The organism is Fundidesulfovibrio sp., assembly GCF_058402725.1.
Genome location: NZ_JBZVFJ010000040.1, coordinates 1 through 26783, shown reverse-complemented (window position 1 = coordinate 26783; position 26783 = coordinate 1). Strand labels below are relative to the sequence as shown.

Here is a 26783-nt window from a genome sequence, read left to right as displayed (position 1 = left end):
TGTGAAATCCTCGTTCAGGATGATCAGGTCCGAACTCAGGCCTTTCATTCGCCAATAGGCGTGGGCTTGAAGCACTTCCTTGACCAGCCCGATGCGGTTCAGGTCGCTTATGCGCAGAAGGACGATGGGCAGGTCGCCGGAGATGGCGAAGCGCCACAACCCGGCTTGGCCGAGCTGGTTTCGCGCGATGACGCCCGGGGCGGCGCGGCGTGTGGCGCTGCCGTATATGACGGAAGTCGCCAGGCGGCCAAAGATCTGCGCGTCGGCCTCGGTCGCGCCCAGGTGACGCAGCACCTCCTGACTCTGAAACCAGGCCATTTCAAACGCGCGCTCCACGAAGTGCCGGTCGGCATACTTTTCGAGCACCGTCAGGGCCGCGTCGCGCGTGTCGGCCACGCCGGAAATGATCTGCACGCTGGCCGATTCGTCGGGAGCCAGGGTGATGATGCGCCGGATCGCCACGATAGGATCAAGCACGGACCCGCCGGTGTTGGAGAGCATTACCGGTGAGCCGTCATCCAGCGCCGCCGGATTGGCGGCGCTGCGGCCCCGCCCGATGAACCTGGCGCGGTCGGTCTCGAAGGACGGCTCCCCTGCGGTCGCGCCGGGCGCCGCCAACAGGTGGAACATGAGCGGCAGGTGCTCTCCCGGCGTGCGGGGACGCCGGGTGCAGAGGATCGCCTGGCGGTCGGGCAGGATCTCGGTCTGTACGAACAGGTTGCTGAAGGCGCGATGGGACAGGTCCGCATTGAGCGGAGCCAGCACGACCTCGGCGTAGCTGGTCACCTCGATGCTGCGGGTGCGCGAGGACATGTTCGTGAGCGTGACGCGGCGGATTTCCACATCATCTTCCGGCGAAACGCTGATCTCGGTGTGCGTTTCGATGGCCTGGTCGCGCCTGCGGTATTCGGCCCGCCCCTGCACGAAGGTCGCCTCGTAGTGATCGGCCTTGCGCAGCGTCGGCTGATGCGCGGTGGACCAGTAGCGGCCCGTGTCGATATCGCGAAGGTAGATGAAAGCGCCCCAGCAATCTGAGGTGGCGTCCTCGCGCCAGCGGGTGACGGCCAGATCATGCCAGCGGCTGTAGCCTCCGCCTGCGCTGGTTGTCATCACGTGGTATCTGCCGTTGGACAGCAGGTGCACTTCGGGCATCGGCGTGTTGGGGTCTGTGAAAACGCGCATGATCGCGTCCGCTTCCGTTGCGGTCGGGCGCGCGGCGGCGCTCACTTCCGCTGCGTGCGGGTGAAGCGTCGCCCCCTTCTTGGGCACGCGCTCCTGCAACAGCAAATCCGTGGCCCGCACCTGGGGGGAGGCCATGAAGCGTCGTTGCATGGGTTGGCCCAGCAGGACATGCTCGAAGGCCAGGAGGCTCATGCCCTGATGGTGCGCCATGAACGCGCGCACCACTGCGTGGCTCTTGCCGCGCAGCACGCGCGACGGCGTGTAGTCCACGGCCTCGTAGAAGCCATACGCGCCCTGGAATTCGCTGGTCGCCAGCGTTTGAAGGTTGCGGCAGGCCTCTCTCGGCAGGACCATGAGGGCCAGTGCGCTGGCGTAGGGTGCGATCACCAGATCGTCACCCAGGCCGCGCTTGAAGCCAAGCCCGGGGACGCCGAAGGCCCGGTACTGATAGACGTGGAGCACGTCCGTGGCGTTGTAGCAGGATTCGGAAATTCCCCAGGGCACGCCGCGCTGGCGGCCATATTCGATCTGGCGGGACACGGCGGCCTTACAGGTCTGCTCCAGCAGGGTGTTCTCGTAACTGGGCATGACGAGCTGCGGCATGAGGTACTCGAACATGGAGCCGCTCCAGGAGATAAGGCTCACGTCGCGGCCATGGCTGGTGAGAAGTCTCCCCAGCGAGAACCAGTGTTTCTGCGGGATCTGCCCCTGCGCGATGAGCAGGAAGCTGGTCAGGCGCGCCTCCGAGGCGAGCAGGTCGTAGCAGGAGGGGTCGCGGCGGCGTTCGCCCACGTCGTAGCCGATGGTCAGCAGGTCGCGCGACGTGTCGTAGAGAAATTCGAAATCCATGGCGGACAGTTCCCGGCAACGCTCCATCAGGTCGTCGATGATCGCCAGGCGCTCCAGCGCGGCTGCACGCTGTGATGCAAGCCCGGCTGGCCGCGTGGGGTCGATCACACCCAGGGCCAGCTCCGCCAGTCCTGGAATGTCGCCCGCCGTCTGCGGATCAGCAATCAGCGTCCTGATGTCGTCCTCAATCGTGTGGGCCTGTTGGACGAACGCGTTCGCCCAGTAGTGCAGTTCGTCATCGAGTGCGGTGGGTGGCAGCGATGAAGCAAGCCCCTCGCCATGGCGGCGAATTTCGGCCAGGGCGATGTAGGCAGCGGCCAGCGTTCGCGGCAGGCCGTCGCGCGTGAGTGCTTGCAGGGTGTCCTGAAGCAGCCTGATCTTCTTCGCGAGCTCGGGGATGCGTGAGGAAGGCGCGTATTCGGACAGCACTTGTACGGTATCCTGAAGTCCGTGGAACGCGCGCGGGGAGAGCACAGGGTGGTCTTTCAGTCCGGCAAGACCCGCTTGCAACGTAAGCAGGCTGCCCGCCAGGTTGCCGCTGTCCACCGAGGAAACATACTTCGGGCGAAGCGGCGTCAGCGTGCGGGTGTCGTACCAGTTGTAGAAATGGCCGCGATAGCGCTCCAGTTTCTCCATGGTGGACATGGTGTTGCCCGTCAGCCGCAGAAATTCTCCGGCGGGGATATAGCCGAAATCGTAGGCGGCCAGTGCAGACAGCAGGGACATGCCCATGTTCGTTGGCGAGGTGCGTGAGGCGATGACCGCACTTGGATACTCCTGGAAGTTGTCGGGCGGGAGCCAGTTGTCCTGCGGCCCCACGAACTCCGCGAAGAAACGCCACGTTCTCCTGGCGGACGCTCGCAGGAATTTCCGCTGTTCGTCGGTCAGCTCCTGCGCAGGCGGCAGGAGCGGGAGGCTGATCCACCACCCCACGGCGGGAGAGAGCAGCCACAGGAGCAGCACCGGCGCGCAGGAGATCAAACCCGCAGGGTGGAGGGTCCATACCGCGAAGCCCAGCGCAGCCGCCAGAACCGGAGCGGCCCACATCTCAACGCAGAACGCCGCCAGGGTCCGGCGCGCGTTGCGCCGGGCATAGCTGGGCATGTGCCACACCAGCAATCCACGCCGGGTGAACAGCATCCGCAGGCCAGAGCGCAGAATTGCGTCCACGCATATGAGCGCGTCGTACGGCAGGAACGTGAGCGTCAGCAGGGCGAGCGTCAAGGGACGACCGGCCGCTCTTCCTGAGAGCGCCGTGTGCACCAGCCAGTTGCGGTCGTCCGGCTTGCGGACGAGTACGATACCGGCCCGCAACAGGTCAGGCAGGAACACCACGCCCGCCACCAGCAGGGTCCAGAACCACGGCGATCCCGGCACGAGCAGCCAGCCGCCCGCCAGCATGGCCAACAGCGACGGCGGCACAAGGCTGCGCCGGATGTTGTCGAAAATTTTCCAGACCGACAAGGCGGTGAGCGGATTGGGCTGCCGTCTTGATTTTGTTCCATCCGGCCCCGGCGGACCCAGCACGCTCGGGAGCAGCCATCCGGTGAGCTGCCAGTCGCCACGAATCCACCTGTGGCGTCGGCTCGTCTCGATGGCGTAACTGGCGGGATGCTCCTCGATGAGGTCCACATCGGTCACCAGGGCGGAGCGGGCATAGCCGCTTTCCAGCAGGTCGTGGCTGAGGATGAGGTTCTCGGGAAAGCGGCCATCAACGGCCTGGCGGAAGGCGTCCACATCATAGATGCCCTTGCCGATGAACGATCCTTCCCCGAAGAGGTCCTGATAGACGTCGGACACTTCGCGCGAATAGGGGTCGATGCCGGACTCGCCCGCGAACAACTTGGTGAACAGCGAATGCCCAGCGCTGGTCAGGCTGATGGAAGCGCGGGGTTGCAGGATGGCGTACCCGTCGACGATGCGCCCCTTCGCGGCGTCGTACACCGGCCTGTTGAGAGGATGGGCGATGTTGCCGATGAGCGTGCGCGCCGTGTCGCGCGGCAGTTGCGTGTCGGTGTCCAGGGTGATGACGTATTTGATCGAGCCAAGCACGCCCAAGTCTCCAACGATCTCGGAAAATGCGGCGACGTCGCCGCCGCGCAGCACGGAGTTGAACTGCTCCAGCTTGCCGCGCTTGCGCTCAAAGCCCATCCAGACCTGTTCGTACGGATTCCAGACACGTGGACGATGGAACAGGTAAAAGACGCACGGGCGATCGTCACGGTAGGTCTCGTTGAGTGCCTGCACTGCCGAGCGGGCGTGCGCCAGCAGTTCGTCATCTCCAGGGAGCGCACGCTCGGAAGCGTCGCGGTAATCCGTGAGCAAGGCGAAGAACAGATTGCGGTCGCGGTTGCCGAGGTAGCGGATTTCCAATGCTTCGAGAAGGTCATCAATTTCCTGCGGCGTGCTCAGCAGGGTGGGGACTATCACCATGGTGCGGTGCGCGGATGGGATGCCCTGTGAAAAATCCATGCGCGGCAATCCGCGCGGAGGCAGGAAAAGCGTGACCAGCAGGTTCACCAGGGAGACGGCAAGTGTGGAAACGCCGAACACACCCGCCACCGCGAGCAGCCAGCATCTCCAGTCAGCCGGGCCGAGCACGGAAACGGAGAGGAACACGGGGGAGGCAGCCAAAGCCGTGAGCACCAGAATGGAGCCGAGGTACGCGGTGAGCCGGAGCTTTTGGCTCGTGGCGCGAAGGCGCGATTTCAAGGTGGGGCGGAAGCCGACCGCGCTTTCCAGCACGTGGTGGCCCTTGTCGATCAGGTAGTACCCGACGTGCGCGGTTCGATCCCCGGTTCCAAACGCCTGGGCAGCGGCCTTGGCGAGACCGATCGTTTCGCGCGCCACCTCCGGTTCGCTCCTGGTGCTGCCCTTGGCCACTTCCTCAATCACGTGGCGGTACCGGTCGCGGGTGGAAAAATCCTGGAGGGCGTGCATCCCTGCCGGATCCTCGCGCAGCATCCGCTCGACCACGCTTTGCGCCTCGACGTAATCGCGCCAGTCCATCGCGCCGATGAAGCGCAGGCTGCCGATGCTGTTGGCGATGGCGATCTGGTTGGCCGCAGCCGTCCGTCCGGCGGCTTCCGACAACTGGGTCGCCGTGACTCCCTGTTCTCGCAGCTTCTGCTCGACCCAGGTCTGCACGAAGGCCATGGCGGAGCCCTGGGCCTGAAGCCGGGCATAGAACTCTTCCACGAACGGAGCGGTCAGGGGGACATCTGCATTGGCGAACTTGGCCAGCTGCTGGATAAGCTGTTTCGGTTCCAACTCGGCGGTGGCGAGCATGCGGTCCGCCCAGAGGATGGCCGCGTCGCGCTCTTCACGCCTGCGAGCAATGCGAACGCCGACTCGCCGGATATTTTCCAGCAACGCAAGTTGCAGCATGATGGGGAACGCCCAGAGTTCATCCAGCTTGAGCGGCTCCACGGTCTGATAGGCCGCGATGAACTGGTGGGCGTTGTCGCTATCGACGCGGCCATCCATGTGCGAAATAAGCTCCAGGGCCAGGGCGTAGATGCGCGGGAAGCCAGACGATGCGCCTTCGGCCAGCTGCGGCAGCTGCCTGCTGTATCCGCGTGGGAGATGGCGGCGGGCCATGACGATCTGCTGTTCAATGAGATAGAAGTTGTCCAGCAGCCAGGCTTCCGCAGGGACGAGTCGTTGCCCCTGCGTCGTGGACGCCGTAACAACGTCATAGGCCGCCAGCAGGACGTGGGCGTTGTCCGACAGCCGTGGCAGCAGCTTGTCGGGCCCAGGCTTCTGGGCGATTCGATGCTGGACGGCTAGCATGACGGCGTGGCGCTCCAGTTGCTTTATGCTGAACAATTCCGAGCGCAGCAGCTCAGTATCCTGGTCGCCCCGTAGCGCGGTACGCGTGCGTGCCGTGAGTGCAAACGCGTTGATTACTATGGCAGTATCCTCGCAATAATGAGCAAAACATAATGTTCTTCAATAAATGACATCCTCTGCCTGTCTCGTGGAAAGTTGTACCTGGCAACAAAGAAAATTGTCACAATGGCATATTGCACCGGGCTCATCGGTTCATGCTTGAAAGTTTCGAGATTCATATCCCCAAAACGCCAGGCAGGGATGGTTGGTCCCTGCCTGGCTGGAATCAGAGTTGTTGCGGGTTATTGAACGGGCTTGAACTTGATCTCCACACGGCGGTTCAGCTTGCGGCCTTCAGCTGTGGCGTTGTCGGCGCGCGGCTGTGCCTCACCGTATCCGATGGCCGTGATGCGGCCCGCATCGACGCCCTTCTTCACGAAGTAGGACTTCACCGAGTTGGCGCGGCGGTTGGACAAGGCCTGGTTGTAGCTGTCCGAGCCGACGGAGTCGGTGTGTCCTTCCAGGACGACGCCCATGTTGGACTTGGACATGCTCATGGCGACGCCTTCGTCGAGAACCGGGATGAATTCCGGCTTGATGTTGTACTTGTCGAAGTCGAAGTAGATGGAGCGGAAGACCACTGTCTCGCTGCCCATGTCGGACTGCTCCTGGTACAGGCCGCATTTCATGAAGGTCAGGCGCGCGGCCTGGTTGCGAAGGAACTCTTCGCCATTCACGAAGCACGAGCACCTGGACAGGGCCGCGATTTGCTTCAGGACGCTCTCACCGTGCTTGCTGTCGGCGAAGCTGACCACCATAAAGCACAGCCTGTCGCTGTATTTGGCCTGAAGGCGCTTGGCTTCGACAACGGCATCGATGCCCAGGTTTTCGTCGCCGTCCGAGAACAGGACGACTGCGGTCCTGCCGGGCAGGTTGCCGAGCACCTTGTCGAGTTCCTGCAGGCCGGGGCCCATGGGGGTGACGCGGCCATAGGTCTCGTAATCGATGCTGATGGGGTCAATGGCGTTGGCCACGGCTGTCCGGCTATACGGGGACATGCCTGCGTACTTCCTGAACGGGGCGAAGGTGTACACGCCGCTTTTGTAGCCCAGGTCCGGGACGAGATTGTTGAACTCCACCATGGCGGACTTGGCCAGGACAATCTTGGACTGTCCGCCAAGATCGACGATGCGCACGCCTTTGTAGAAGAACTTCATCGAGCTGGAGTGGTCCAGGAAGAGGATGAAGTTGTCGACTGACGGCACAAGCTTTGCGGCAGCGGCAGGAATCGCCGAGATCAGCAAGGCAATGGCCAGCAGCGCAGGAATGATGCGCATTTTTATTGTGTTGGTATTGGTCATATAGTCCCCTTGGCTCACGGGTGATGCGTTGTGAGAAGCACTGCTGACGCTGTAGTCGTTGACTAAAACTACACGGTTAAAACACGTTGGCGTTGCACACCCATCCCTTCTCTCCGGTCTGCACGACCTCGACATAGGACCAGCCACCGCCTGTGTCGTTGAACAGGACCCTCAATTCCTGGCCCAATGCGAGCTTCTTCAGTTCGGCACAGTATGTGCCCTGGCAATTGCGCAGGGGGAGGCCGGTAAATCCGGCGGTTACCGTGCTGGAGTTGGACCGCGCCATCGCCGGAACGAAGTACAGGCCCGACCATGGCCTCAAGGTCCCTGTTGCTGGCGCACACGAAGCGGAAATCGCTGTGCACCTCGTGGTGTTCGCCGAGGGGGCGATACCTGTGGGTTTCCAGGACGCGCAGCAGGAGTTTCTGCGTTTCGAGGTCGAGTTCGCTTATCTCATCCAGGAAGAGGGTGCCGCCGTGCGCCTGCTGGATAAGTCCCTGGTTTGCGGACACCGCGCTGGTGAACGACCCCTTCTTGTGCCCGAAGAGTTCGCTTCCGGCGATGGTGGGCTGGAGAGACGCGCAGTCCACGATCACGAACGGTCCGTTCGATACGGAACAGTTCTCGTGCAAAGCCCTGACGAAGAGGTCCTTGCCGACGCCCGTTTCTCCGTAGAACAGCACGCTCACGTTGCTTCGAGCCGCCCTGGACATCTCCTGGATGCATTGCAGCAGTTGGGGGCTCGACCCCACAATCCGGCTGCGCTTTACGGGCAGGGTGTCGCCCTTTTTCTCGCGGAACGCCACGGCTTGGCGGATGGAGAGCTGAAGATCCTTTGGTGAGAACGGCTTCTCGACGTAGTCCCAGGCTCCGTTGCGAATGGCCAGTTCCGCTCCGTTGGGATTGCCCGCGTTGGTGATGATGATCACCAAGGGGTTTGAGGGCAGTTGCGTGAACCGTACAAGATACTCCAGGCCGTTGCCGTCGGGGAGGAAGACGTCCAGAAATACGAGGTCGATGGGGATTGATTCGGCTATCTTGACTCCCCGGGCCAGGGAGGGCTCGGCGTACACCGTGTGTCCTTCCGCGCCAATGATGTCTGAAAGCACCATGCGGGTAATCTCGTCATCGTCAACGATAAGAATCCTGGCCATGCAGCGTCCTTGTCTTAAACCGGGCGGGGATCTGAAATCCCTTGCAGCCATTGAGTCGTCTTGAGGCGAGTGGGCCTCGCCGTGCTTGTCGGGTCATGGATCCTTTCCCGGCGCGCTCTCCGGAGCGGCAGTGCCGTCACACAGCTTATTGGATGCCTGCGGAGCTCGCGCACGAGGGGAGATGGATCGTGAGGACCGTCTCGCCTGATTCCTCCGAAGTGCGCATTGTGAGCGTGCCGCCCTGCGCCTCGATCATCATTTTCGCCGAGTAGGTGCCGAGCCCCGTCCCGTAGGGCTTGCCCGCCGTGCTGTACTTGTCGAAGAACCGATCCCGTATGGACGCGGGAACCACGCCCTGATTGCGTATCTCGATGTGGCGGTCCTTGTCCGATGCCAGGTTCACGGTCACCATGCTCCCCTTGGGAGAAGCCTCCACCGCATTTTTCATAAGGTTGAACAGGGAGGCGCGTAAGAGTTCCTCCTGTCCGAAGCATGCGAATCGCACATTCTCAGGAGGCGGAGCGCCGTTCAGAAGCACCTGCATGGAGGTGTTCCGGTGCTGCTTCATGTTGCGCAGGTTCTGGATAATCTCAAGAATCACAGGGAGGCAATTGAAGGTCTTTGGATTGGCCTTGTACTGTCCTGTTTCGATCCTGTGCATGTCCAGCGAACGGTCCAGTGTGTCCAGCATCTGTAGGCCAGCGTTGTTCAGCAGTAACAGAAGCTGGCGTTGCTGGTCGTTCAACCCGTCACCCTCAAGCAACAGCATGGCGACGTTCACGGCGTTGCACGCGGGCGAGCGCAGGTCGTGCTGGATGATGCCCTCGATGTCCGCCTGGAGCTGTTCGGCATGTTTGCGGGCGGAGATGTCGCTTATGACGGTACGGTACACCGTGGCTTTGCCTTCCTCGGTGGCCGGGACGGCATCTATCTTTGCCCAGAAGTGCGTCGCATCCGCCTTCATCATGCGCAGTTCGCATCCCTGGGGCATGCCGGTGGAGGCGAGCAGCTTGTGGTGCTTGTAGTAGATGTCCTGGTCCTCTTTGTGGATGAACCGGCTGAGGGGCTGGTTGGCGAGCGTTCCCCGCGGCACGCCCAGCATGGTCGCGAAGGTAACGTTGGTTTCAAGGAGCATCCCTTTGCCGCTTAGCGTCACGTATCCGATGGGCGCCAGATCGTAGAGATCGAAATATTTAGCGCGCAGGGTTTCAAGTTCCATCTGCGTCCGCCGAAGTTCCTCGTTCTGCATCTCCAGTTCGATCTGGTGCACGCGCAATTCGTGCATCATCTGGAGCATTTCCTCTGGAGTCATCGCCTCGTCGGTTTTAATTTTGCGTGTGTTAAGCTGCATCTCCGCACGCTTGCGCAGGTTGTCTGTCATCGTACGTCTCCTGGTGCAGCCAATTCAGGTTGCACTGTAAAAGTCTACTGCGGGATGCCTTGGTTCCATGAAGGAGGCTTGCAGTGCCAAGATCTGCCGGGAAGGCCCGGCGGGGAGTGATTATGATTCTGCATGCGTTTCTGCCGCCGCCGTCCAGGCATCCGTCTGATCCGGCGAAAACGGGATGCGCATGATGAAGCGTGTTCCAATTCCGGGTTGCGACTGCACATCGAAGCTGCCGCCGTGCTTGGTGACGATGATGAAATACGAAACCGCGAGCCCCAGTCCGGTGCCTTCCCCGACACCCTTGGTGGTGAAGAAGGGCTCGAAGGCCCTTTTGCGCACGGCGTCGGTCATGCCGATGCCGTTGTCTTCTACCTCGATGCGCAGGAGGCCGCCGTCGAGGGCGGTCCGCAGCGTGATGGTCGGCTTGCTCGTGATCGCGTCCTGATTCACGAGGGCCTGAGCCGCGTTCTTGAGCAGGTTCAGGGCGACTTGCTCTATCTCGGCGCAGGTGCAGTACACCTCCGGGAGGTCCTGAGCGTATTCGCGAACGATGGTGATGGTTTTGAAGTCGTATTTTTTCTTCAGGTCATAGTCGAAGCGTGACAACTCCACGGCCTTGTCCAGCAAGGCGTTTATGTCCGCAGCCTGCTGCGGTACGTCGCCCTTGCGGCAGAACTCCAGCATGTTGGAGACGATCTGGGCGGCTCTCGCGCCAGACTGGTTGATGGCCTCCATGAACTCGGGAATCTGTCGTTTATTCAAGTAGGCCTGGATGCTGTCCATGGAGCATCCGCTCGCTTCGGCAGCGATCCTGTTGGCCGGGACATCCGGCTGGAGGTGGGAGATAACCACCTGCGCGCTCTGGAGAATGCCGCTCAGGGGGTTGTTGATCTCATGGGCCATGCCTGCGGCGAGGCCGCCCACGGACATCATCTTCTCGGACTGCACCATCATCTCATCGATTTGAACCCGCCGGGTTACGTCGTCCACTCGGACCACCGCCCCCACAATGTCCTCAGTGACCAGGGGGTAGATCATCACGTCCTGGTAACTCCTGACGCCGTTGCGGATGAACACCTCGCGTTTCGTGTTCTGGGGGGTCCTGTCCCGCAATGCGGCCCTGATGGTGTCCATCTGGGGGAGCAGCCTGGGGAACGCGTCCTCCAGAGGGCGGCCAAGGGCCAACCGTGCGGGTGTGCCGGTTGCTTCTTCCGCAGCCCTGTTCCAGTGCGTCACCACGCACTGGAGATCGATCCCGATCATGGCTGATGGCATGGAATTCAGGATGTTGGCGAGGTATTCCTGCGCCTTGACCGTCTCCTGCTCCGCCTGTTTGCGCGCGGAGATGTCGCTCACCATGGTAAGGTGCACGAATTCCCCGTCTGCCTCCTGGGCGGATTTCGTTTCGATCTGCGCCCAGAATGAAATCCCTTCCTGGTTCACCAGCCGCAGTTCGCATCCGCGCTGGGTGCACGAGTGCGGCTCGCCTGATGCGACGAGATGCTTGCGGTGCCTGTAATAATGATCCTGGTCTTCTTTGAAGATGAACCGGCTGATCGGCTGGTTGACAAGCAGGCTGCGGTGCACCCCCAGCATGGAGGCGACGGTGGTGTTGGCTTCGAGGATCAGGCCCTGTTCGTTGAGCGTGACATAGCCGATGGGGGCCATGTCGTAGAGGTCGAAATAGCGGGCGCGCACGGCTTCCAGGTCTTCCTGGGACTGGCGCAACGCTTCGTTCTGCATTTCAAGTTCTATCTGATGCACGAGAAGCTCATGGAGCTTCTCCTGCATCTCTTCGGGAGACAGCTTCGGTCCCCTCGGGGCTTTGCCCGCCCGGGCAAGCTCTTCGGCTCGTTGGCGCAGTGAGGCGTTCATGGGTCACCTCGTACAAGGCCGGCCCGCTCGGTGGTCGCAATGGCGTAGATTCGCCCGGCATTGTCGAGCATTGCCGTGGCGGTCAGCCACACATCGATTGTCCGTCCGTCCTTGTTCATTCGTTTTGTGGAGTAGGGCGCCTGGGTTTCGTTCTTGACGACAGCAAGGAGGTTGTCCATTTCGTGCTCGCGCAACTCGGAGGGGAGCATGTCCCGCATGTTCATGGACAGCGCTTCGGCCTCGCTCCAGCCGAACAGCTTCTGTGCTGAAAGGTTCCAGGCCATGATGCGGCCGTCCATGTCGAGCATGAGAATGGCGTCCTGGGAGTCGCGGACAACGATGGCCAGCCGGAGCTGCTCGTTGGCCCTTTTCAGCATTTCCTGCGCTCTTTTCGTCTCGGTGATGTCGAAGAAGGTGATCACCGCCCCTTCGATCACGTTGTCGAGGGTGCGGTAGGGACGGATGCGCATGGTGTACCAGTTGCCTTCGGCCGTTTCCACCTCGATCTCTTTCGGGGTCAGGGAGTCCAGCACCTCCTGGGCGTCCGCGACCAAGCTGTCGTAGCCGACCAGGTTGGACACGATGTGGCGCACGGGCCGCCCAACGTCCGAGAGGATCATGTTTATGATCCTGGTGGCCGCTGGAGTGAACCGCAGGATGCGCAGCTGATGGTCCACGAAGATGGTGGCGATGCCCGTTCCTGCCAGCAGGTTGTTCATATCGTTGTTGGCCTGCGACAGGTCCGCCACCTTGGTCTGCAATTCCGCATTGACCGTGGCGAGCTCCTCGTTGACTGATTGCAGCTCTTCCTTGGACGTCTCCAGCTCCTCGTTGGATGATTGCAGCTCCTCGTTGATGGACTGCATCTCTTCGTTGGATGACTTGAGCTCCTCGTTGGATGTCTCCAGCTCCTCATTGGTGGTCTGGAGATACTCCTCCTTGACCCGGAGTTCCTGCTTGAGTGCCGTAATGCGCGCATCGACGTTCGCATCCGTGCCGCCTTCAACCCAGACAGGTTCCAGGATGGCTCCCGGCGCACCTGTGGTGTCCGCACCTGGGATTTCCTCCAGGATGACCAGGAACAAGGTGTCCTCGGGGGCCGAGGCGAGCTGCGTCGGTACCGGGCTGACGACGAGGTTGGCCAAGGTGTAGTGGCCGTTGGTTTTGATTCGCAGACCCTCGCAGCGGACGGCCGCCTTGGTCACCGAGGCTTTGTGCAGGGCCGTGGTCAGGTCGCGCCGCAAGCCTTCCCTGGCCATCTTCAGGATGTTGTTGACGCCTGCTTCGCCTGGAGCAGGCTCCAGGTACATGCCTGTGCGGCCGTGAAGATACAATATGGCTCCCTGTGCGTTCACCAGTACGCCTACCAGCGGGACATGGGTGAGGAGCGCCTGTTCGGTCAGTTCGCGCAGCGGCAGCTTCCCTGCTGCGGGCGTCTTGCCGACAGCTTGATTGGCTTTGCCCTCCAACGACGGGAACGGAAGATAGTAGCCCGGAACCGTCCGTCGAGCGCCGTGGATGTCGTCCTTGCGCTGGTACAGCTTCAGCTTGCGCTCCAACGTGGAGAACAAGTCCCCGAATTCCCCCACGGTCTCCGAAGTGCCCAGGAAGATGAAACCACCCGGGTTCAGCGCGTAATGGAAGATGGGGATGAGCCTCTTCTGCAGCTCCCCTCCCATGTAGATCATGAGGTTGCGGCAGCTGATGAGGTCGAGCTTGGAGAAGGGCGGGTCGCGGATCAGATCGTGCTCGGAAAACACAAGCATGTCCCGGATGCCTTTGTGGATACGGTACATTCTGCCGTCGGACTCGGCCACGAAAAAGCGCCCAAGCCGCTCTGGCGAGATGTCGGCGGCGATGCTGGCCGGATACAGCCCGGTGCGGGCCGTGGCGATGGCCATGCTGTCGATGTCCGTGGCGAAAATCTGTACGTTGAAGCTCTGCTTCAGCATCTCCAGGCGCTCCTGCAGGAGGATGGCCAGGGAATAGGCTTCCTCCCCGGTGGAGCATCCCGTCGACCAGATGCGGATGCTGGCCCCGGTCTGTTTGCCTGCGAAAAGCTTGGGGATGATGTGCTCCTCAAGGGCCTTGAAGGCCTCCGGGTCGCGGAAGAAACTGGTCACTCCGATGAGCAGATCCTTGAAGAGCGCTTCCACTTCAAGTGGATTATGCTGGAGGTATTTGACGTAATCGTTCAGCGTTTCAATCTGGTGGACAGCCATGCGCCGATCAATGCGGCGATGGATGGTGCTTGGCTTGTACATGGAAAAGTCGTGGCCTGTCTGGACCCGCAACAGAACGAAGATCTTCTTGATCGCGCTCTCTGCCTTGTGGAGCGGGGCGGCTCCGGGCCGTGGTGGCTTGCCGAAGGCATGGGCCACATAGGAAATTATCTGGGCGGGCATCTCGGCTGGCGGCAGTTCGAAATCCACCAAGCCCGTGGCGATGGCGTTGCGCGGCATGCCGTCGTATTCCGTGGACTCCGGATTCTGGGCCATGACCATTCCGCCCTCACCCTTGATGGCGCGCACCCCCTGTGTGCCGTCGCTGCCCGTGCCGGAGAGCACCACGCCGATGGCCCGTTCGTGCTGGTCCTGGGCCAGGGAGCGGAAGAAGAAGTCGATGGGCAGACGCTGCCCGCGAGGGGCTGCGGGAGCCAGCAACTGGAGCGTTCCGTTCAGGAAGGCCATGTCGTGATTGGGCGGGATGATGTAGGTGCAGTTGGGCCTGACCTCCATCCCGTCCTCGACCTCGAAGACCTGCATGCGTGTGTAACGCCGGACGAGGTCCGTGAGGATGCTGTTGTGGTCCGGGGCCAGGTGCTGCACCAGGACGAAGGCCATGCCGGGGTCGGCGTCTGCGGGCATGCCGGAAAAAAACGCCTCGAAGGCTGCCAGCCCCCCGGCGGAGGCTCCGATGCCGACTATCGGGAATGATGACTTGGGTTTGGCCACCAACGCAGTATCATGCGAATCTGCGAGAACGACATTTTCTTTGCTTGTAGTTTGAATTTTCTGATCCCGTCTCTTACTCATGAATATATCTCCAAATCAGATTCATGTATTGATGATTGCACACGAAGTCGGCGTGCTGCCTAGGAATTGTAATTATTTTATATTCTCACGCCTGTCGGGGTTTTACAACATAAAAATTGCGAGATGTCGCGAGCACAGAGGTAGCCCCTGACCTGCTCCGCGCGTCTGCCAAATGTTATCCAGAATTTCCTCGTATTTTCGGATGGTTGGCCACAATGTTATCCACCCCGGTTATCCAACAAGAAAAATGGGCCAGGCCGACAGGCCTAACCCATTGAATTTACTGGCGCGCCAGGGAGGACTCGAACCCCCGGCCGGCTGCTTAGAAGGCAGCTGCTCTATCCACCTGAGCTACTGGCGCGCGACCCATCTTTATAATCCCAAGGCACGCCCACGGTCAAGCCGCACGGCCCTCGCGGGCGTTTCGGAATGGACGCCCTTGACAGACGCCCCGCCTAGCGGCCAGAGGAGACGAACCGTACACCCCCGGAGGGCTCATGAAGCTGTGCGTGCTCGGTTGCTCAGGCTCGGACCTGCCAGGACACCACCTCACGTCCTTTCTCGTCAACGGACGCATCCTCTTGGACGCGGGCTCCGTCACCTCCAGCCTGTCCCTGGACGAACAGGCGGCCATCACAGACATCTTCGTCAGCCACGCCCATCTGGACCACATCAAGGACATCCTCTTCCTGGCCGACAACCTCATCGAGTTCTTCGGCCACCACACAAGGCCCCCCGTGAACATCCGGGGACTCCCCGAAGTGCTCGACGCCATCGCCACGCACCTGCTCAACGACACCATCTGGCCGGACTTCACCGTCATCCCGGCCAACTCCCCGGTGCTCACCTACCAGCCCATGCCTGCGGCATCCCACGTGAGCGTGGACGGGCTCACCATCGCCAACCACCCCGTGAACCACGCCAAGCACGCCAGCGGCTTCGTGCTCTGGGGGCCGGGCGAGAAGGAAATCCTGGCCTACACCGGCGACACCGGACCCTGCGACGCCTGGTGGCACTGGCTCTCCAACTTCCACCGCCCCGTGCGCAACATCATCACCGAGGCCAGCTTCCCCAACCACCTGGAAGAGCTGGCCAACATCTCCAAGCACCTCACCCCGAAGCTCCTGCGCCGCGAGCTGGAAAAGCTCCCCTACAAGCCCAGGGTCTACATCTACCACATGAAGTCCCCCTTCTCGGAGCAGATCCAGGCCGAGCTGCTCGAATCCCTGGACGGCTTCTCCTACCACCTCATGCGCGAGGAAGAGACCTTCGAATTCTAGACCGCCGCCCGCCGCGCGGCCCGGAGCCGACCCCTGACCTCCCCACGTTTCCGCGACTTCCAGGGCTTCCAGGACCACCTGGACGCCCTGGGCCTCTTCCACATGGACCTGGGCCTGCACCGCGTCCGCGCCGCCCTGGACGCCCTGGGCCTGGACAGCCCGCCCTGCCCCGCCGCCCAGGTGCTGGGCACCAACGGCAAGGGCTCCACCTCCACCTTCCTGGCCGCCAGCCTCACGGCCTCGGGCGTGCGCACGGGGCTCTACACCTCGCCCCACTTCCTCTCGCCCCGAGAGCGCATCCTGGTGGACGCCGCCCCGCTGCCGGATCAGGCATGGCTCGACGCCGCCCACGCCGTGCTGGAGGTCTCCGCCGACCGGGGCGACGCCTTCCGTCTCACCTACTTCGAGCTGCTCACGGTGATGGCCGCCTGGATCTTCCGCGAAGCCGGGTGCCGCGCCGCCGTCTTCGAGGCGGGCCTGGGCGGCGCGCACGACGCCACCACCGCCCTGCCCGTGCACCTGAGCGTCTACACCCCAGTCGGCATGGACCACGCCGCCGTGCTGGGCCACTCCGTGGAGGCCATCGCCTCGGACAAGGCCGGGGCCATGCGACCGGGAGTCCCCGTGGTCTGCGGCCCCCAGCCGCCCGAGGCCCTGGCCGTGCTCGCCTCGGCCGCCGCCCGCACGGGCGCGCCGTTCCACCTCGCGGCCGACGTGGCGGCAGCCCACGGCGTCCTCTGGCCCAGGAGTCCGGCCATGCCCGGCCCCCACCAGCGCGACAACTGGCTCCTCGCCCTGGCCGCCCGGCAGCTGCTGGCCGAGGCCGCGCACGGCCCGGTCCCCGAAGCCCCCCCCGAGGCCCTGGAGCGGGCCGCGCGCCAGGCCTACATCCCCGGGCGCTTCCAGCGCGTCCCGGCCGAGCCGCCCCTGCCCGCGCTCATCCTGGACGGCGCGCACAACGCCCCGGGCCTGGAGTGCCTGGCCCGCGCCCTGGCCGACGCGGGCGTGGTCCCCTCCGCCATGGTCTTCTCCTGCCTGGCCGACAAGGACCTGAACGCCATGCTCCCCCTGGCCCGGGCGCTCACGCCCGGGGCGATCCTCGTGCCCGGGTTCGAGGCCTGCGGCCGCGCCCCGGACCCGGAGGCCCTGGCCCGCGCGCTGGGACCGCGCGCCCGCCCAGCACGCGACGCCGCCCAGGCCCTGGAGCTGTTGCGCGGCCAGGAGGGGACCGTGCTCGTGTGCGGCTCGCTCTACCTGCTGGCCGAGGTCTTCCGCTGCCAACCCGCGTGGATGGCCGCTCCGCATTGCCATCAGGCGTGATGTGGGCTAGTTCCCGGCGACCCGACGCAAGGATGAAGCCAGCGTGAGCGCACTCTACCGCCTTCTGCCCTCCATGGACCGGGTGCTCGCGCACCTGGAGGCCCTGCCCGAGCCCCTCGACGCTCCCCGCGCCCTGGTGCGCGAAGCCGTCCAGGCCTTCCTGGACGCCACGCGCGAGGAGATCCGCCAGGGCCTGATCGAACGCGAGGACGCCCTGGCCTGGGAAACGCTGTCGCGGCGCATCGAGTGCTTCGCGCGTTCCTTCGTGCGCCCGCGCTTGCGCCGCGTGCTCAACGCCACGGGCGTGGTGGTGCACACCAACCTGGGCCGCTCCGTGCTGGCCGACGCCGCCACCGAGGCCGTGGTCCTGGCCTGCCGCCACTACTCCAACCTGGAGTTCGACCTCTCCACCGGCGGGCGCGGCAGCCGCCACAGCCTGGTCGAGGGCCTGCTCACGCGGCTCACCGGGGCCGAGTCTGCCATTGTGGTGAACAACAACGCCGCCGCCGTGCTCCTGGTGCTGGAGAGCCTCTGCAAGGGCCGGGAGGTGGTGGTCTCGCGCGGGCAGCTGGTGGAGATCGGGGGATCTTTCCGCGTGCCGGAGGTCATGGCCAAGTCCGGGGCCGTGCTGCGCGAGGTGGGGGCCACCAACCGCACCCACCTGCGCGACTACGAAGCCGCCATCACGCCGGAGACTGCGGCGCTTCTGCGCGTGCACACCTCCAATTTCCGCATCATCGGCTTCACCAAGGAGGTCCCCCTGGAGGAGCTGGCCGCCCTGGGCGCGCGCCACGGCCTGCCCGTCATCGAGGACCTGGGCAGCGGCACCCTGGACGACTTCGGATCGGCGGGCCTGCACGGCGAGCCCACCGTGGCCCAGGTGGTGGCCGCCGGGGCCGACGTGGTCACCTTCTCGGGCGACAAGGTGCTGGGCGGCCCCCAGGCCGGAATCATCGTGGGCCGCAAGCGCTGCCTGGACATCCTGCGCCGCAACCAGCTGGGCCGGGCGCTACGCATCGACAAGATGACCCTGGCCGCCCTGGAGGCCACCCTGCGCCTCTACCTGGACCCCGAGCGCGCCCGCCGCGACATACCCACCCTGGCCATGGTCCGCGCCACGCCCCAGGAGCTGAAGGCCAAGGCCCAGGCCCTGGCCCGGGCCGTGCGCCGCCGCGCCGGGGAGCACTTCGAGGCCTGCGTGCGCCCCGGGGCCTCGCGCGTGGGCGGCGGGGCCTTCCCGGAACGCGACTTGCCGACTTTTCTGGTCTGCTTATCTCCCAGGAACCCGGGTCTCACCCCGGACGCCCTGCGCGCCGCGCTCCTCGACACCGACCCGCCCCTGACGGGCCGCGTGGAGGACGGCGCCTTCTGCATGGACCCGCGCACCCTGCGCCCCGACGAATTCGACCTGGCGGCCCGCGCCCTGGCCCTGGCCGCCGTGCAAGCATCCCTCTAAGGAGCCGCCATGAATCCCCTGGAGCACGAATCCAAGAACTGCTGGGAGGTCTATTCCTCCGAGTCCGACCGCGCCGCCATGGACGCCCTGGCCGGGCGCTACGTGCGCTTTCTCACCGAGTGCAAGACCGAACGCGAGACCATCGCCTACGTGCGCCGCCGCCTCCTGGAGGCCGGGTTCATCGAAAGCGCGGACGGCAGCTTCTCCGGCGAGGCCTGCTTCAAGGTCTCCCACGGCAAGACGGCCTTCATCGCCCGCAAGGGACGCCGCCCCCTCTCCGAGGGTTTCCGCCTGCTGGGCGCCCACGCCGACACCCCCCGCCTGGACCTCAAGCAGCACCCCCTCTACGAGGACTGCAACGTCTCCCAGGCCAAGACCCACTACTACGGCGGCATCCGCAAATACCAGTGGCTGGCGCGCCCCCTGGCCCTGCACGGCGTGGTGGCCAAGACCGACGGCAGCGTGGTGGAGGTGGTGATCGGCGAGAACCCCGAGGACCCCGTGTTCACCATCCCCGACCTCCTGCCGCACCTGGCCTACAAGCAGGTGGAGCAGAAGGTCTCCGACGCCTTCGAGGCCGAGAAGCTCAACATCATCATGGGCCACGCCCCCGCGCCCAAGGACGACGACGCCAAGGAGAACGGGGCCAAGGCCTCGGTGAAGAAGAAGGTGCTGGCCCTGCTCCACGAGCGTTACGCCATCACCGAGAGCGACCTCTACTCGGCCGAACTGCAGGCCGTGCCCGCCGGTCCGGCGCGTTTCGTGGGCCTGGACGGCTCGCTCATCGGCGGCTTCGGCCACGACGACCGCCTCTGCGTGTTCGCGGGCCTGGAGGCCCTGCTGGCCGCCGAGACCCCGGAGCACGCGCAGATCGTGCTCTTCTGGGACAAGGAGGAGATCGGCTCCGAGGGCTCCACGAGCGCGGGGTCCATGTTCTTCGAGTACGCCCTGGAGGACCTCATCGCGGCCTGGGAGCCCGGCGCGCGCCTCTCGCGCGTGATGGAGGCAGGCAAGGCCGTGTCCGCCGACGTGAACGCCGCCCTGGACCCGGACTACCAGGAGGTGCACGAGAAGCTCAACGCCTGCCTGCTGGGCCACGGCCCCACGTTCAACAAGTTCACGGGCCATCGCGGCAAGGTGGGGGCCTCCGACGCCCACCCCGAGTACGTGGCCTGGATCCGGGGCGTCATGGACGCGGCCGGCGTGCCCTGGCAGATGGCGGAACTGGGCAAGGTGGACCTGGGCGGCGGCGGCACGGTGGCCAAGTTCCTGGCCGCCTACTGCATGGACATCATCGACTTCGGCCCGCCCGTGCTCTCCATGCACAGCCCCTTCGAGCTTTGCTCCAAGGCCGACGTGCACGCCACCATGCTGGCCTACAAGGCGTTCCTGGCGAGTTGACCATGGCCCTGATCCTCGGAACCGCCGGGCACATCGACCACGGCAAGACCACCCTGGTCAAGGCCCTCACGGGCATCGACTGCGACCGCCTGGCCGAAGAGAAGAAGCGCGGCATCACCATCGAGCTGGGCTTCGCCTTCCTGGAGCTGCCCGGCGTGCGCCTGGGCGTGGTGGACGTGCCCGGCCACGAGCGCTTCGTGAAGAACATGGTGGCCGGGGCCGCGGGCATCGACTTCGTGGTGCTGGTGATCGCCGCCGACGAGGGCGTCATGCCCCAGACCCGCGAGCACCTGGAAATCTGCACGCTCCTGGGCATCCGCCACGGCGTGGTGGCGCTCACCAAGGTGGACATGGTGGACGAGGACTGGCTCGGCCTCGTCACCGAGGACGTGCGCGCCTTCCTCTCCGGCAGTTTCCTGGCCGAGGCTCCCATGGTCCCCGTGTCGGCCCACACCGGGCAGGGCCTGGACGCCCTGCGCGCCGAGCTCCAACGCCTGGCCGCCGAGTTTCCCGGCAAGCGCCGCTCCGACCTGGCCCGCCTGCCCATCGACCGCGTGTTCACCATGAAGGGCCACGGCACCGTGGTCACGGGCACGCTCATCTCCGGCAGGCTCAGAACCGGCGACGACGTGCTGCTCTACCCTTCCATGCGCCCCACCAAGGTGCGCTCCCTCCAGGTGCACGGCCTGCCCGCCGAGGAAGGACAGGCCGGGCAGCGCACCGCCGTCAACGTCATGGGTCTGGAAGTGGACGACGTGGAGCGCGGCGAGGTGCTGGCCCACCCGGGCACGCTCTTCCCCTCGCTGGCCTGGAACCTGGAGGTCACCTGCCTGGCCTCCTCGCCCAGGGCGCTCAAGCACAGGGGCGAGGTGCACTTCCACCACGGCACCCGCGAGGTGATGGCCAGGCTCTACTTCCTGGACCGCGACAAGCTCGAGCCCGGACAGACCGCCCTGTGCCAGGCGCGCTTCGAGTCGCCCCTGGCGGGCGTGAGCGGAGACCGCTGCGTCATGCGCTCCTTCTCGCCGCTGCGCACCGTGGCGGGCGCGACCATCCTCTCGCCCCTGGGCGGGCGCATCAAGCGAAACGGCCCGGAGCTTGCCGACCTGGCCGCCCTGCCCGAGGCGTCCGCCGAAGAACTCACGCGCCTGCACCTGAAGCTCCGGGGCCGCGAGGGCGCGAGCTTCCCCGCGCTCATGACCCTCACCGGCCTGGAGAGCCGCGAGCTGGAGCGCGTGCTCCAGGGCTTCTCCGGCAAGGGCCAGGCCTGCCTCTACGACCGCGAGGCCCGCATGTGGCTCTCCGGCGAGGTGCTGGAGACCCTGGCCGCCGGGCTCCTGGAGCACGTGGCCGCCTACCACCGCCGCGAGCCCCTCAAGCAGGGCGTCTCGCGCGGCGAGCTGGCCTCGGCCTGGGGGCGCGAGCTGCCCCCCAAGCTGGTGCATTTCCTGGTGGAGCGCCTGCTCAAGGCGGGCAAGCTCAGCCAGGACCAGGAATCCCTGCGCCTGCCCGGCCACTCCGTGAGCCTGGGCGCAGGCCAGGCCGACCTGCGCGAGCGCCTGCTGGCCCTCTACGAGGCCGGAGGCATCACCCCGCCCAACTACAAGGACGTGCTGGAGACCCTGGGCGCGTCGGCCAAGGAGGCCCTGCCCGTCTACAAGCTCCTCAGCGAGCAGAACCTCGTGCGCCGCATCAACGAGGACCTCTACTTCGCCGTGAGCGCCCTGGACGGCCTCAAGGCCAAGGTGGCAGAGTACTTCGCCACCCACGCCGATCTTGGCCCCCAGGACTTCCGGGAACTCACGGGGCTCACGCGCAAGTTCGCCATCCCCCTGCTCGAATTCCTGGACAAGGAGAAGGTCACCGTGCGCGTGGGCGACAAGCGCCTGCCGCGCATGCGCCAGGGCTGAGCCCGGCGCGGACCACGCGCCCGCCGCAGGGCGGGCATGCACCCGCCTCGGCCGACCCGGGCCGCCTTCCTCAGGCGGAACTTCCGCCATGTCACGCGGCGGGGGTGCACCCGCCTGACACGGGGCCGCTCTCTTCAGGCGTAGCGCCCGCTCCCGCCGCACAGGGGGCACACGCCCGCTGCTCCGGTCCGGCGTGGTCCGGCGGAAATCCGCTCCATATCGCGCGGCAGGGGACCGCCATCCCGCGCCGCCCGTTCGCAGCCTCCCGACCGCGACTCCTCCAGGCGGCGGGGAAGCCGCCCCCGGACCACCTCCTGGATGTCCCCGGGCAGCAATCCGATGTCCCTGAGCTGGCGCTCGGAGAGGTCCAGCAGGGCCTCCCGCGTCGCCCGGCGCTCCCGTACGTCCCGCAACCACGCCCCCAGCCGTCCCAGCAGTTCCTTCAAGCCTCCCATGGCGTCCTCCCGTTGACTTCCTCCGGTAGAAACGCCAAAGACATCCATAAGGCAAACGAATTGCACTAATGAGCCCCATAAGCGCGGCTCATGAGGAGCGCCGTGGACCTCCCCGTGGATTTCCTGCGCAGCTTCGTGCGCGCCGTGGACCTTGGCAGCTTCACCCTGGCCGCGCGCGACGTGGGGCGCACCCAGTCGGCCGTGAGCCAGCAGATCAGACGCCTGGAGGAACAGGTGGGCGCGCCGCTCTTCCACCGCCAGGGCAGGCGTCCCGCGCTGACCTCGTCCGGGGAGTCGCTCCTGGCCTACGCCAGGCGGCTGGTGAAGACCCACGACGAGGCCGTGGCCGCCCTCTCGGCCCCGGCCATGGCCGGGCGCGTTCGCCTGGGCATCCTGGACGACTACGCCCCCTTCTATCTGCCGCCCGTGCTGGAGGCCTTCGCGGCCGAGCACCCCCTGGTGGAGGTGGAGGTACGCTGCGACTGCAGCCGGGAGCTCTTGCGCCTGCTCCAGGCCGGAGAGCTGGACCTGGCCGTGCACTCGGGGGAGCAGGTCCCGCCCGGGGGCATGCTCCTGGACAAGGACCCGCTGGTCTGGGTGGCCTCGCCCGCCCACCTGGCCCACGAGAAGACCCCCCTGCCCCTGGCCCTGTTCGCCCAGAGCTGCCGCTTCCGGCAGTGGGCCCTGGACGCCCTGGACCGTGCGGGCGTGGCCTGGCGGGTGTGCTACACGAGCCCCAGCATCACGGGCATCCTGGCCGCCGTGCGCGCGGGGCTGGCCGTAGCCCCCCTGGGGCGCAGCTCCGTGCCGGGCGACGTGCTGATGCTTGGTGAGGCGCAGGGGTTTCCGGCGTTGCCGGTCACGTCCATCCTCTTGTCGTTCGCCTCTCGGGAGCCTTCCGCGCCCGTGGAACGCCTGGCCCGCGCCGTGGCTGCGGGGCTCGGCGGCGGCCAAGCCCGGCGCAGGGCGCGCTGGCTGGAGCGGGAGCCTCCCCCGGGCTGATTGCCTCCCCGCCGGGGCTTGCTTTTTTCCCCCAGGCGGCTACACCCTCACAGGCCCCGACGGGGCAACACCAGAGAAGGAGTCCATACGATGGCCCGCAAAGCCGCGCTCACCGCGCTCACCCTGATCCTCGCCCTCGCCCTGGCCGTTCCGGCCCTCGCCCAGAAAAAGGACAAGACCCCCGCCCCCCTGGACGGCGCCCCCTCTGCCAAGGCCGCCGGGGCGAACCTCAAGGTCACCGACTTCGGCGCGCGCTGGTCCTCCATGACCGACAGCGAGCGCAGCCACTTCATCGAGGGCATGGTCACCTCCATCCGCTTCCTCTGCACCAACACCGTCTACGGCGCAGACCCCAAGCAGATGGACATGAAGGACGCCGACAAGCGCGTGCTCGAATGCATCGCCTCCAACTTCCCCTACAAGCCCCACGACGTGAAGGACGCCATGACGGCCCTTTACAAGGACAAGGCCAACAACGTGATGCCCTACGACATCATGTACGGCTTCGCCCTGTTCAAGGTGAAGGGCGACCCCTACGAAGAAAACCTGGCCAAGGTCCGCCAGCTCTATGACAAGCGCGCCAAGAGCGGCAACTAGACTGCCCGGCGCGTTCCTTTCCAAGGCCGCCTCCCCTTGCGGGGGGCGGCCTTCTCGCGTGCGGAATCCGGGTCGCGGGAGTTCCCCGTCCGCACGCTCGCCGGAGGCCGCATGAGCGCGCTCAGCCTGCGGGTGGGACAGTCCCTGGGCATCCGCCCGGAGGTGGAAGGCCCCGCACCGGTGCTGGCCGGGGGAACGGTCGAGGTGTTCTTCTTCTACGCCGACCTCACCGAAGAGGAGGTCCGGGCCTTCGCTTCGGCCCCCCTCGCCTGCGGGGTGTACGTGGAGGACGCCATCCCCGTGCTCGTGCTGGACATCGCGGGTTTCGGCGGCCTGGAGGTGGCCTTCAACCTCTTCGCAGAGCCCGAGGAGAAACGCAGGGCCTTCCTGGAGACCGTCCCGGCGCGCCACGAGGCGAACATCGTGCTCTGCGGCCACCCCGAGCCCGTGGTGCGCGCCGTGCGCCAGGTGCGCGCTGGCCCCCTGGCCATCACCGAGATCAAGCGCGCCCTCTTCGACCAGTTGAGCCTCTACCGCGACATGACCCACTGTTTCCAGGCCATGTCGCGCCTCTTCGCCTCGGTGGACCCCGAGGAGATCCGCTGCCGCACCCTCATGCGCCCGGCCTGAGCCGGGCGTCCGTTCGCGGGGCGCTTCGTCCGGGCAGGCATGCGCCCGGACGGCGCGGAGCGGACGCTACGCGTCATCACCTGGCCAGGGGCGGGGGCCGAGGGCCGCCCTGGAAGGGCGCCGGGCGTCCGGCCGGAAACGCCGACCGCCCGGAGGAAGGACAGGGCCGGAGCGCCCCCCGGCCCTGATGGCGTCGTGTGCCGCGCCCTCACGATCCATCCGTGCGAAGAGTCACGGCGGACAGCCGGAACCATTGGTTTGGATGTTGAAAAACATGTCCTGTTTTTCAACGTCCCGACTCTAGTTGCCGCTGCCGTAGGCCCGCTGCTGGTCCGCCAGAGCCTCGCGCATGGAATCGAGGGCCACCTTGCGCTCCACGGCCTCGTTCAAGAGGGCCTCCTGCTTGGCCTTGTACTCGGCCGAAGCCTTGTCCATGGGGCCGTTCTCCAGTTCGCGCAGCTTCTTCATCACGCTGGCGTACGCCTGACGCTCCAGGCGGATGACCTTCTCGATCTGTTCCGGAGACATGGTGGTGTATTCGTACTTGTCCGCCAGGGCGGGGGCGCTGGACAGGAGGGTCGCGGCAAGGGTCGCCGCCAGGAGATACGCTTTGCTGCGCATGGTCGCCTCGCTTCGTTGTGATGGCCCGGAGGTAACAGAAAACCCTCCGCCGGGCCAACCGCTTTTCTCGGCGTTGTGCCACGAGCTTTCACGAAATGCCGTGAAACCGTTCGCCGTTGTCCGACGACTCACCCGGCAGGCCAGGCCAGGCGCGGAGACGCCCTCGGCACAAGCTTTGCTGTCCGCATGAAAACATGGGAGAAACCCTCCTTTTTGCCATCGCGTATTGCCACAATCCCCTCGGGCGGCTATTGAGGGGGGAACCATACACACGGCCAAGCCGCGCCACGTGGAGGAATCATGTCCAAGGTTTTGCTTTGTTGCCTTGCCGCTCTGACGCTGACCTGGGCATCGGTTGGGCCCGTGTCGGCGCAGGGCAGGATCACCAGCGCGCAACTTGAGGATTTGCGCGCCAAAGTGGAATTCCACCGCGACAGCTACCACCGCTACGAAATGGCGGAGCAGGAAGCCATGGCCCAGGGCTCGCCCGACCGGGCCGCCGTGTTCCGCCAGGCCAAGCAGAAGGCTCACGACGCCTACGTCGGCCTGAACGCCGAATACCAGAAGGCCCAGATGGACAGGCGCGAGCAGCAGCGCCGCCAGGCCGCCCAGACCGCCCCCGAGCGTTGACCGCTTCCGCCGTCGATCGGCGCTCCTTCCGGCCTTTTTTTGATCTGGATCACATTTTTCCTCGCGCTTTCTGCTAAAGTAGGCTTCCACTAGCCACAAACTCCCGGTCGTCCGGGATCAGAACGCAGGAGGGATGCCCATGAGCAATGCGCCGCCGAATCGAACGTCTCCCACCAACTGGTTCGCCGTGGCCTCGGTCCTGGCCGTGCTCCTCGTGGCGGGAGCGGCAGGGGCCTGGAGCATGCAGGCCACCGATCAGGCCGCTTTCTGCGCCAGTTGCCACACCATGGACACCTCCTTCTGGACCTTCGGCAAGTCCGGCCACGCCAAGCTGGCCTGCAACGACTGCCACGCCCCCCAGAACCTGGCCGCCAAGATCCCCTTCAAGGCGCAGGCCGGCTCCGCCGACGTCTGGGCCACGGTGAGCAAGAACATCCCGGACGTGATCCACGCCAGCAAGATGCACAAGGACGTGATCCAGGCCAACTGCGTGCGCTGCCACGCCCCCACCATCCAGACCGTGGCCATGGACGCCAAGCCCTACTGCGTGGACTGCCACCGCAGCGTCCCGCACAAGTCCCGCACCCCCATCTCCACAAGGAAGGTCGCCGATGGCTAGGAACAAACTCTTCTTCACCCTGCTCGCGGCCGCGGGCCTCTGCATGTTCCTGGCCGCCTGCGGCCAGCAGACCGAAGGCCCCGTGGCCCCCGTCTACAAAACCGGCCTCAAGAGCGACGAGACCAGCAACAAGGCCTTCGAGAAACAGTTCCCCGCCCAGTGGCTGACCTACCAGCGCAACAACCGCT

18 protein-coding genes, 1 tRNA gene and 1 pseudogene are annotated in these 26783 nt (G+C 65.2%); 11 read left to right on the top strand and 9 right to left on the bottom strand.

Annotated elements, in window-relative coordinates:
* From ACV4UX_RS07435 to ACV4UX_RS07405, 7 genes are all read right to left on the bottom strand, one after another.
* On the bottom strand, positions 1-5859 hold a 5859-nt coding region (locus ACV4UX_RS07435; RefSeq protein WP_491592677.1), incomplete at its 3' end, for a glucoamylase family protein.
* 305 nt (positions 5860-6164) lie between these two features.
* A complete protein-coding gene (locus ACV4UX_RS07430; RefSeq protein ID WP_491592676.1) occupies positions 6165-7223 on the bottom strand; it encodes an OmpA family protein in 1059 nt (352 codons plus the stop codon).
* Between the two features lie 68 nt (positions 7224-7291).
* Positions 7292-8377: a sigma-54-dependent transcriptional regulator gene (locus ACV4UX_RS07425; RefSeq protein WP_491592675.1), complete on the bottom strand. Its 1086-nt coding sequence runs from the start codon at positions 8375-8377 to the stop codon at positions 7292-7294.
* A gap of 145 nt (positions 8378-8522) precedes the next feature.
* Complete coding sequence (locus ACV4UX_RS07420) at positions 8523-9758, bottom strand: PAS domain-containing sensor histidine kinase (RefSeq protein ID WP_173082622.1); 1236 nt, start codon at positions 9756-9758, stop codon at positions 8523-8525.
* Positions 9759-9878: 120 nt separating this feature from the next.
* The gene (locus ACV4UX_RS07415) at positions 9879-11639 is read right to left on the bottom strand and encodes a PAS domain-containing sensor histidine kinase (protein WP_173082624.1); all 1761 of its coding nucleotides are present in this window, start codon (positions 11637-11639) and stop codon (positions 9879-9881) included.
* Positions 11636-14674, bottom strand: coding sequence for a chemotaxis protein CheB (locus ACV4UX_RS07410; protein ID WP_491592674.1), 3039 nt, complete (start codon positions 14672-14674; stop codon positions 11636-11638). Before ACV4UX_RS07410 ends, ACV4UX_RS07415 begins: the two co-directional genes overlap by 4 nt.
* A gap of 284 nt (positions 14675-14958) precedes the next feature.
* Positions 14959-15035: transfer RNA gene (locus tag ACV4UX_RS07405), tRNA-Arg, on the bottom strand.
* A 136-nt stretch (positions 15036-15171) separates the two neighbouring features.
* Here ACV4UX_RS07405 and ACV4UX_RS07400 point away from each other — a divergent pair.
* The 5 genes from ACV4UX_RS07400 (at position 15172) to selB (ending at position 22041) form a co-directional block, all read left to right on the top strand.
* Positions 15172-15954, top strand: coding sequence for an MBL fold metallo-hydrolase (locus tag ACV4UX_RS07400; protein ID WP_491592673.1), 783 nt, complete (start codon positions 15172-15174; stop codon positions 15952-15954).
* A gap of 102 nt (positions 15955-16056) precedes the next feature.
* Complete coding sequence (locus ACV4UX_RS07395) at positions 16057-17274, top strand: bifunctional folylpolyglutamate synthase/dihydrofolate synthase (RefSeq protein ID WP_491592672.1); 1218 nt, start codon at positions 16057-16059, stop codon at positions 17272-17274.
* 43 nt (positions 17275-17317) lie between these two features.
* Complete coding sequence (selA, locus tag ACV4UX_RS07390) at positions 17318-18730, top strand: L-seryl-tRNA(Sec) selenium transferase (RefSeq protein ID WP_491592671.1); 1413 nt, start codon at positions 17318-17320, stop codon at positions 18728-18730.
* A 9-nt stretch (positions 18731-18739) separates the two neighbouring features.
* Positions 18740-20131 (top strand): aminopeptidase, encoded by a 1392-nt coding sequence (locus ACV4UX_RS07385; RefSeq protein ID WP_491592670.1) that lies wholly within the window; start codon positions 18740-18742, stop codon positions 20129-20131.
* A gap of 2 nt (positions 20132-20133) precedes the next feature.
* Positions 20134-22041: a selenocysteine-specific translation elongation factor gene (selB, locus tag ACV4UX_RS07380; RefSeq protein WP_491592669.1), complete on the top strand. Its 1908-nt coding sequence runs from the start codon at positions 20134-20136 to the stop codon at positions 22039-22041.
* A 134-nt stretch (positions 22042-22175) separates the two neighbouring features.
* Here selB and ACV4UX_RS07375 read toward each other — a convergent pair whose 3' ends face one another.
* The gene (locus tag ACV4UX_RS07375) at positions 22176-22496 is read right to left on the bottom strand and encodes a DUF1127 domain-containing protein (RefSeq protein WP_491592668.1); all 321 of its coding nucleotides are present in this window, start codon (positions 22494-22496) and stop codon (positions 22176-22178) included.
* Between the two features lie 102 nt (positions 22497-22598).
* On the opposite strand from ACV4UX_RS07375, the gene ACV4UX_RS07370 reads away from it, so the two are divergent.
* The 3 genes from ACV4UX_RS07370 (at position 22599) to ACV4UX_RS07360 (ending at position 24725) form a co-directional block, all read left to right on the top strand.
* Positions 22599-23498 carry a LysR substrate-binding domain-containing protein gene (locus ACV4UX_RS07370; RefSeq protein ID WP_491592667.1) on the top strand — a complete coding sequence of 300 codons (900 nt, stop codon included), beginning with the start codon at positions 22599-22601 and terminating at the stop codon, positions 23496-23498.
* Positions 23499-23588: 90 nt separating this feature from the next.
* Positions 23589-24095 (top strand): hypothetical protein, encoded by a 507-nt coding sequence (locus tag ACV4UX_RS07365; protein ID WP_491592666.1) that lies wholly within the window; start codon positions 23589-23591, stop codon positions 24093-24095.
* 111 nt (positions 24096-24206) lie between these two features.
* Positions 24207-24725: a hypothetical protein gene (locus ACV4UX_RS07360; RefSeq protein WP_491592665.1), complete on the top strand. Its 519-nt coding sequence runs from the start codon at positions 24207-24209 to the stop codon at positions 24723-24725.
* 300 nt (positions 24726-25025) lie between these two features.
* Here the strand turns inward: ACV4UX_RS07360 and ACV4UX_RS07355 are convergent, their stop codons facing one another.
* A complete protein-coding gene (locus ACV4UX_RS07355) occupies positions 25026-25346 on the bottom strand; it encodes a hypothetical protein (RefSeq protein WP_491592664.1) in 321 nt (106 codons plus the stop codon).
* A 300-nt stretch (positions 25347-25646) separates the two neighbouring features.
* Between ACV4UX_RS07355 and ACV4UX_RS07350 the strand changes: the two genes are divergently transcribed.
* From ACV4UX_RS07350 to ACV4UX_RS07340, 3 genes and pseudogenes are all read left to right on the top strand, one after another.
* Positions 25647-25976, top strand: coding sequence for a hypothetical protein (locus ACV4UX_RS07350; protein ID WP_491592663.1), 330 nt, complete (start codon positions 25647-25649; stop codon positions 25974-25976).
* A gap of 139 nt (positions 25977-26115) precedes the next feature.
* Positions 26116-26595, top strand: a complete 480-nt coding sequence (locus tag ACV4UX_RS07345) for a cytochrome c3 family protein (RefSeq protein WP_173082642.1) — start codon at positions 26116-26118, stop codon at positions 26593-26595.
* Positions 26588-26783: pseudogene (locus ACV4UX_RS07340) on the top strand (ammonia-forming cytochrome c nitrite reductase subunit c552); the annotation flags it as partial. The gene ACV4UX_RS07345 and the pseudogene ACV4UX_RS07340, both read left to right, overlap by 8 nt.

What these genes read in the sequence shown, in the direction of transcription:
- ACV4UX_RS07350 (WP_491592663.1), top strand. Translation starts at nt 25,647, where the DNA reads ATGTCCAAGGTTTTGCTTTGTTGCCTTGCCGCTCTGACGCTGACCTGG.
- ACV4UX_RS07400 (WP_491592673.1), top strand. Translation starts at nt 15,172, where the DNA reads ATGAAGCTGTGCGTGCTCGGTTGCTCAGGCTCGGACCTGCCAGGACAC.
- ACV4UX_RS07415 (WP_173082624.1), bottom strand. Translation starts at nt 11,639, where the DNA reads ATGAACGCCTCACTGCGCCAACGAGCCGAAGAGCTTGCCCGGGCGGGC.
- ACV4UX_RS07365 (WP_491592666.1), top strand. Translation starts at nt 23,589, where the DNA reads ATGGCCCGCAAAGCCGCGCTCACCGCGCTCACCCTGATCCTCGCCCTC.
- ACV4UX_RS07355 (WP_491592664.1), bottom strand. Translation starts at nt 25,346, where the DNA reads ATGCGCAGCAAAGCGTATCTCCTGGCGGCGACCCTTGCCGCGACCCTC.
- ACV4UX_RS07395 (WP_491592672.1), top strand. Translation starts at nt 16,057, where the DNA reads ATGGACCTGGGCCTGCACCGCGTCCGCGCCGCCCTGGACGCCCTGGGC.
- ACV4UX_RS07430 (WP_491592676.1), bottom strand. Translation starts at nt 7,223, where the DNA reads ATGACCAATACCAACACAATAAAAATGCGCATCATTCCTGCGCTGCTG.
- selB (WP_491592669.1), top strand. Translation starts at nt 20,134, where the DNA reads ATGGCCCTGATCCTCGGAACCGCCGGGCACATCGACCACGGCAAGACC.
- ACV4UX_RS07410 (WP_491592674.1), bottom strand. Translation starts at nt 14,674, where the DNA reads ATGAGTAAGAGACGGGATCAGAAAATTCAAACTACAAGCAAAGAAAAT.
- ACV4UX_RS07420 (WP_173082622.1), bottom strand. Translation starts at nt 9,758, where the DNA reads ATGACAGACAACCTGCGCAAGCGTGCGGAGATGCAGCTTAACACACGC.
- ACV4UX_RS07360 (WP_491592665.1), top strand. Translation starts at nt 24,207, where the DNA reads ATGAGCGCGCTCAGCCTGCGGGTGGGACAGTCCCTGGGCATCCGCCCG.
- ACV4UX_RS07385 (WP_491592670.1), top strand. Translation starts at nt 18,740, where the DNA reads ATGAATCCCCTGGAGCACGAATCCAAGAACTGCTGGGAGGTCTATTCC.
- ACV4UX_RS07375 (WP_491592668.1), bottom strand. Translation starts at nt 22,496, where the DNA reads ATGGGAGGCTTGAAGGAACTGCTGGGACGGCTGGGGGCGTGGTTGCGG.
- ACV4UX_RS07345 (WP_173082642.1), top strand. Translation starts at nt 26,116, where the DNA reads ATGAGCAATGCGCCGCCGAATCGAACGTCTCCCACCAACTGGTTCGCC.
- ACV4UX_RS07425 (WP_491592675.1), bottom strand. Translation starts at nt 8,377, where the DNA reads ATGGCCAGGATTCTTATCGTTGACGATGACGAGATTACCCGCATGGTG.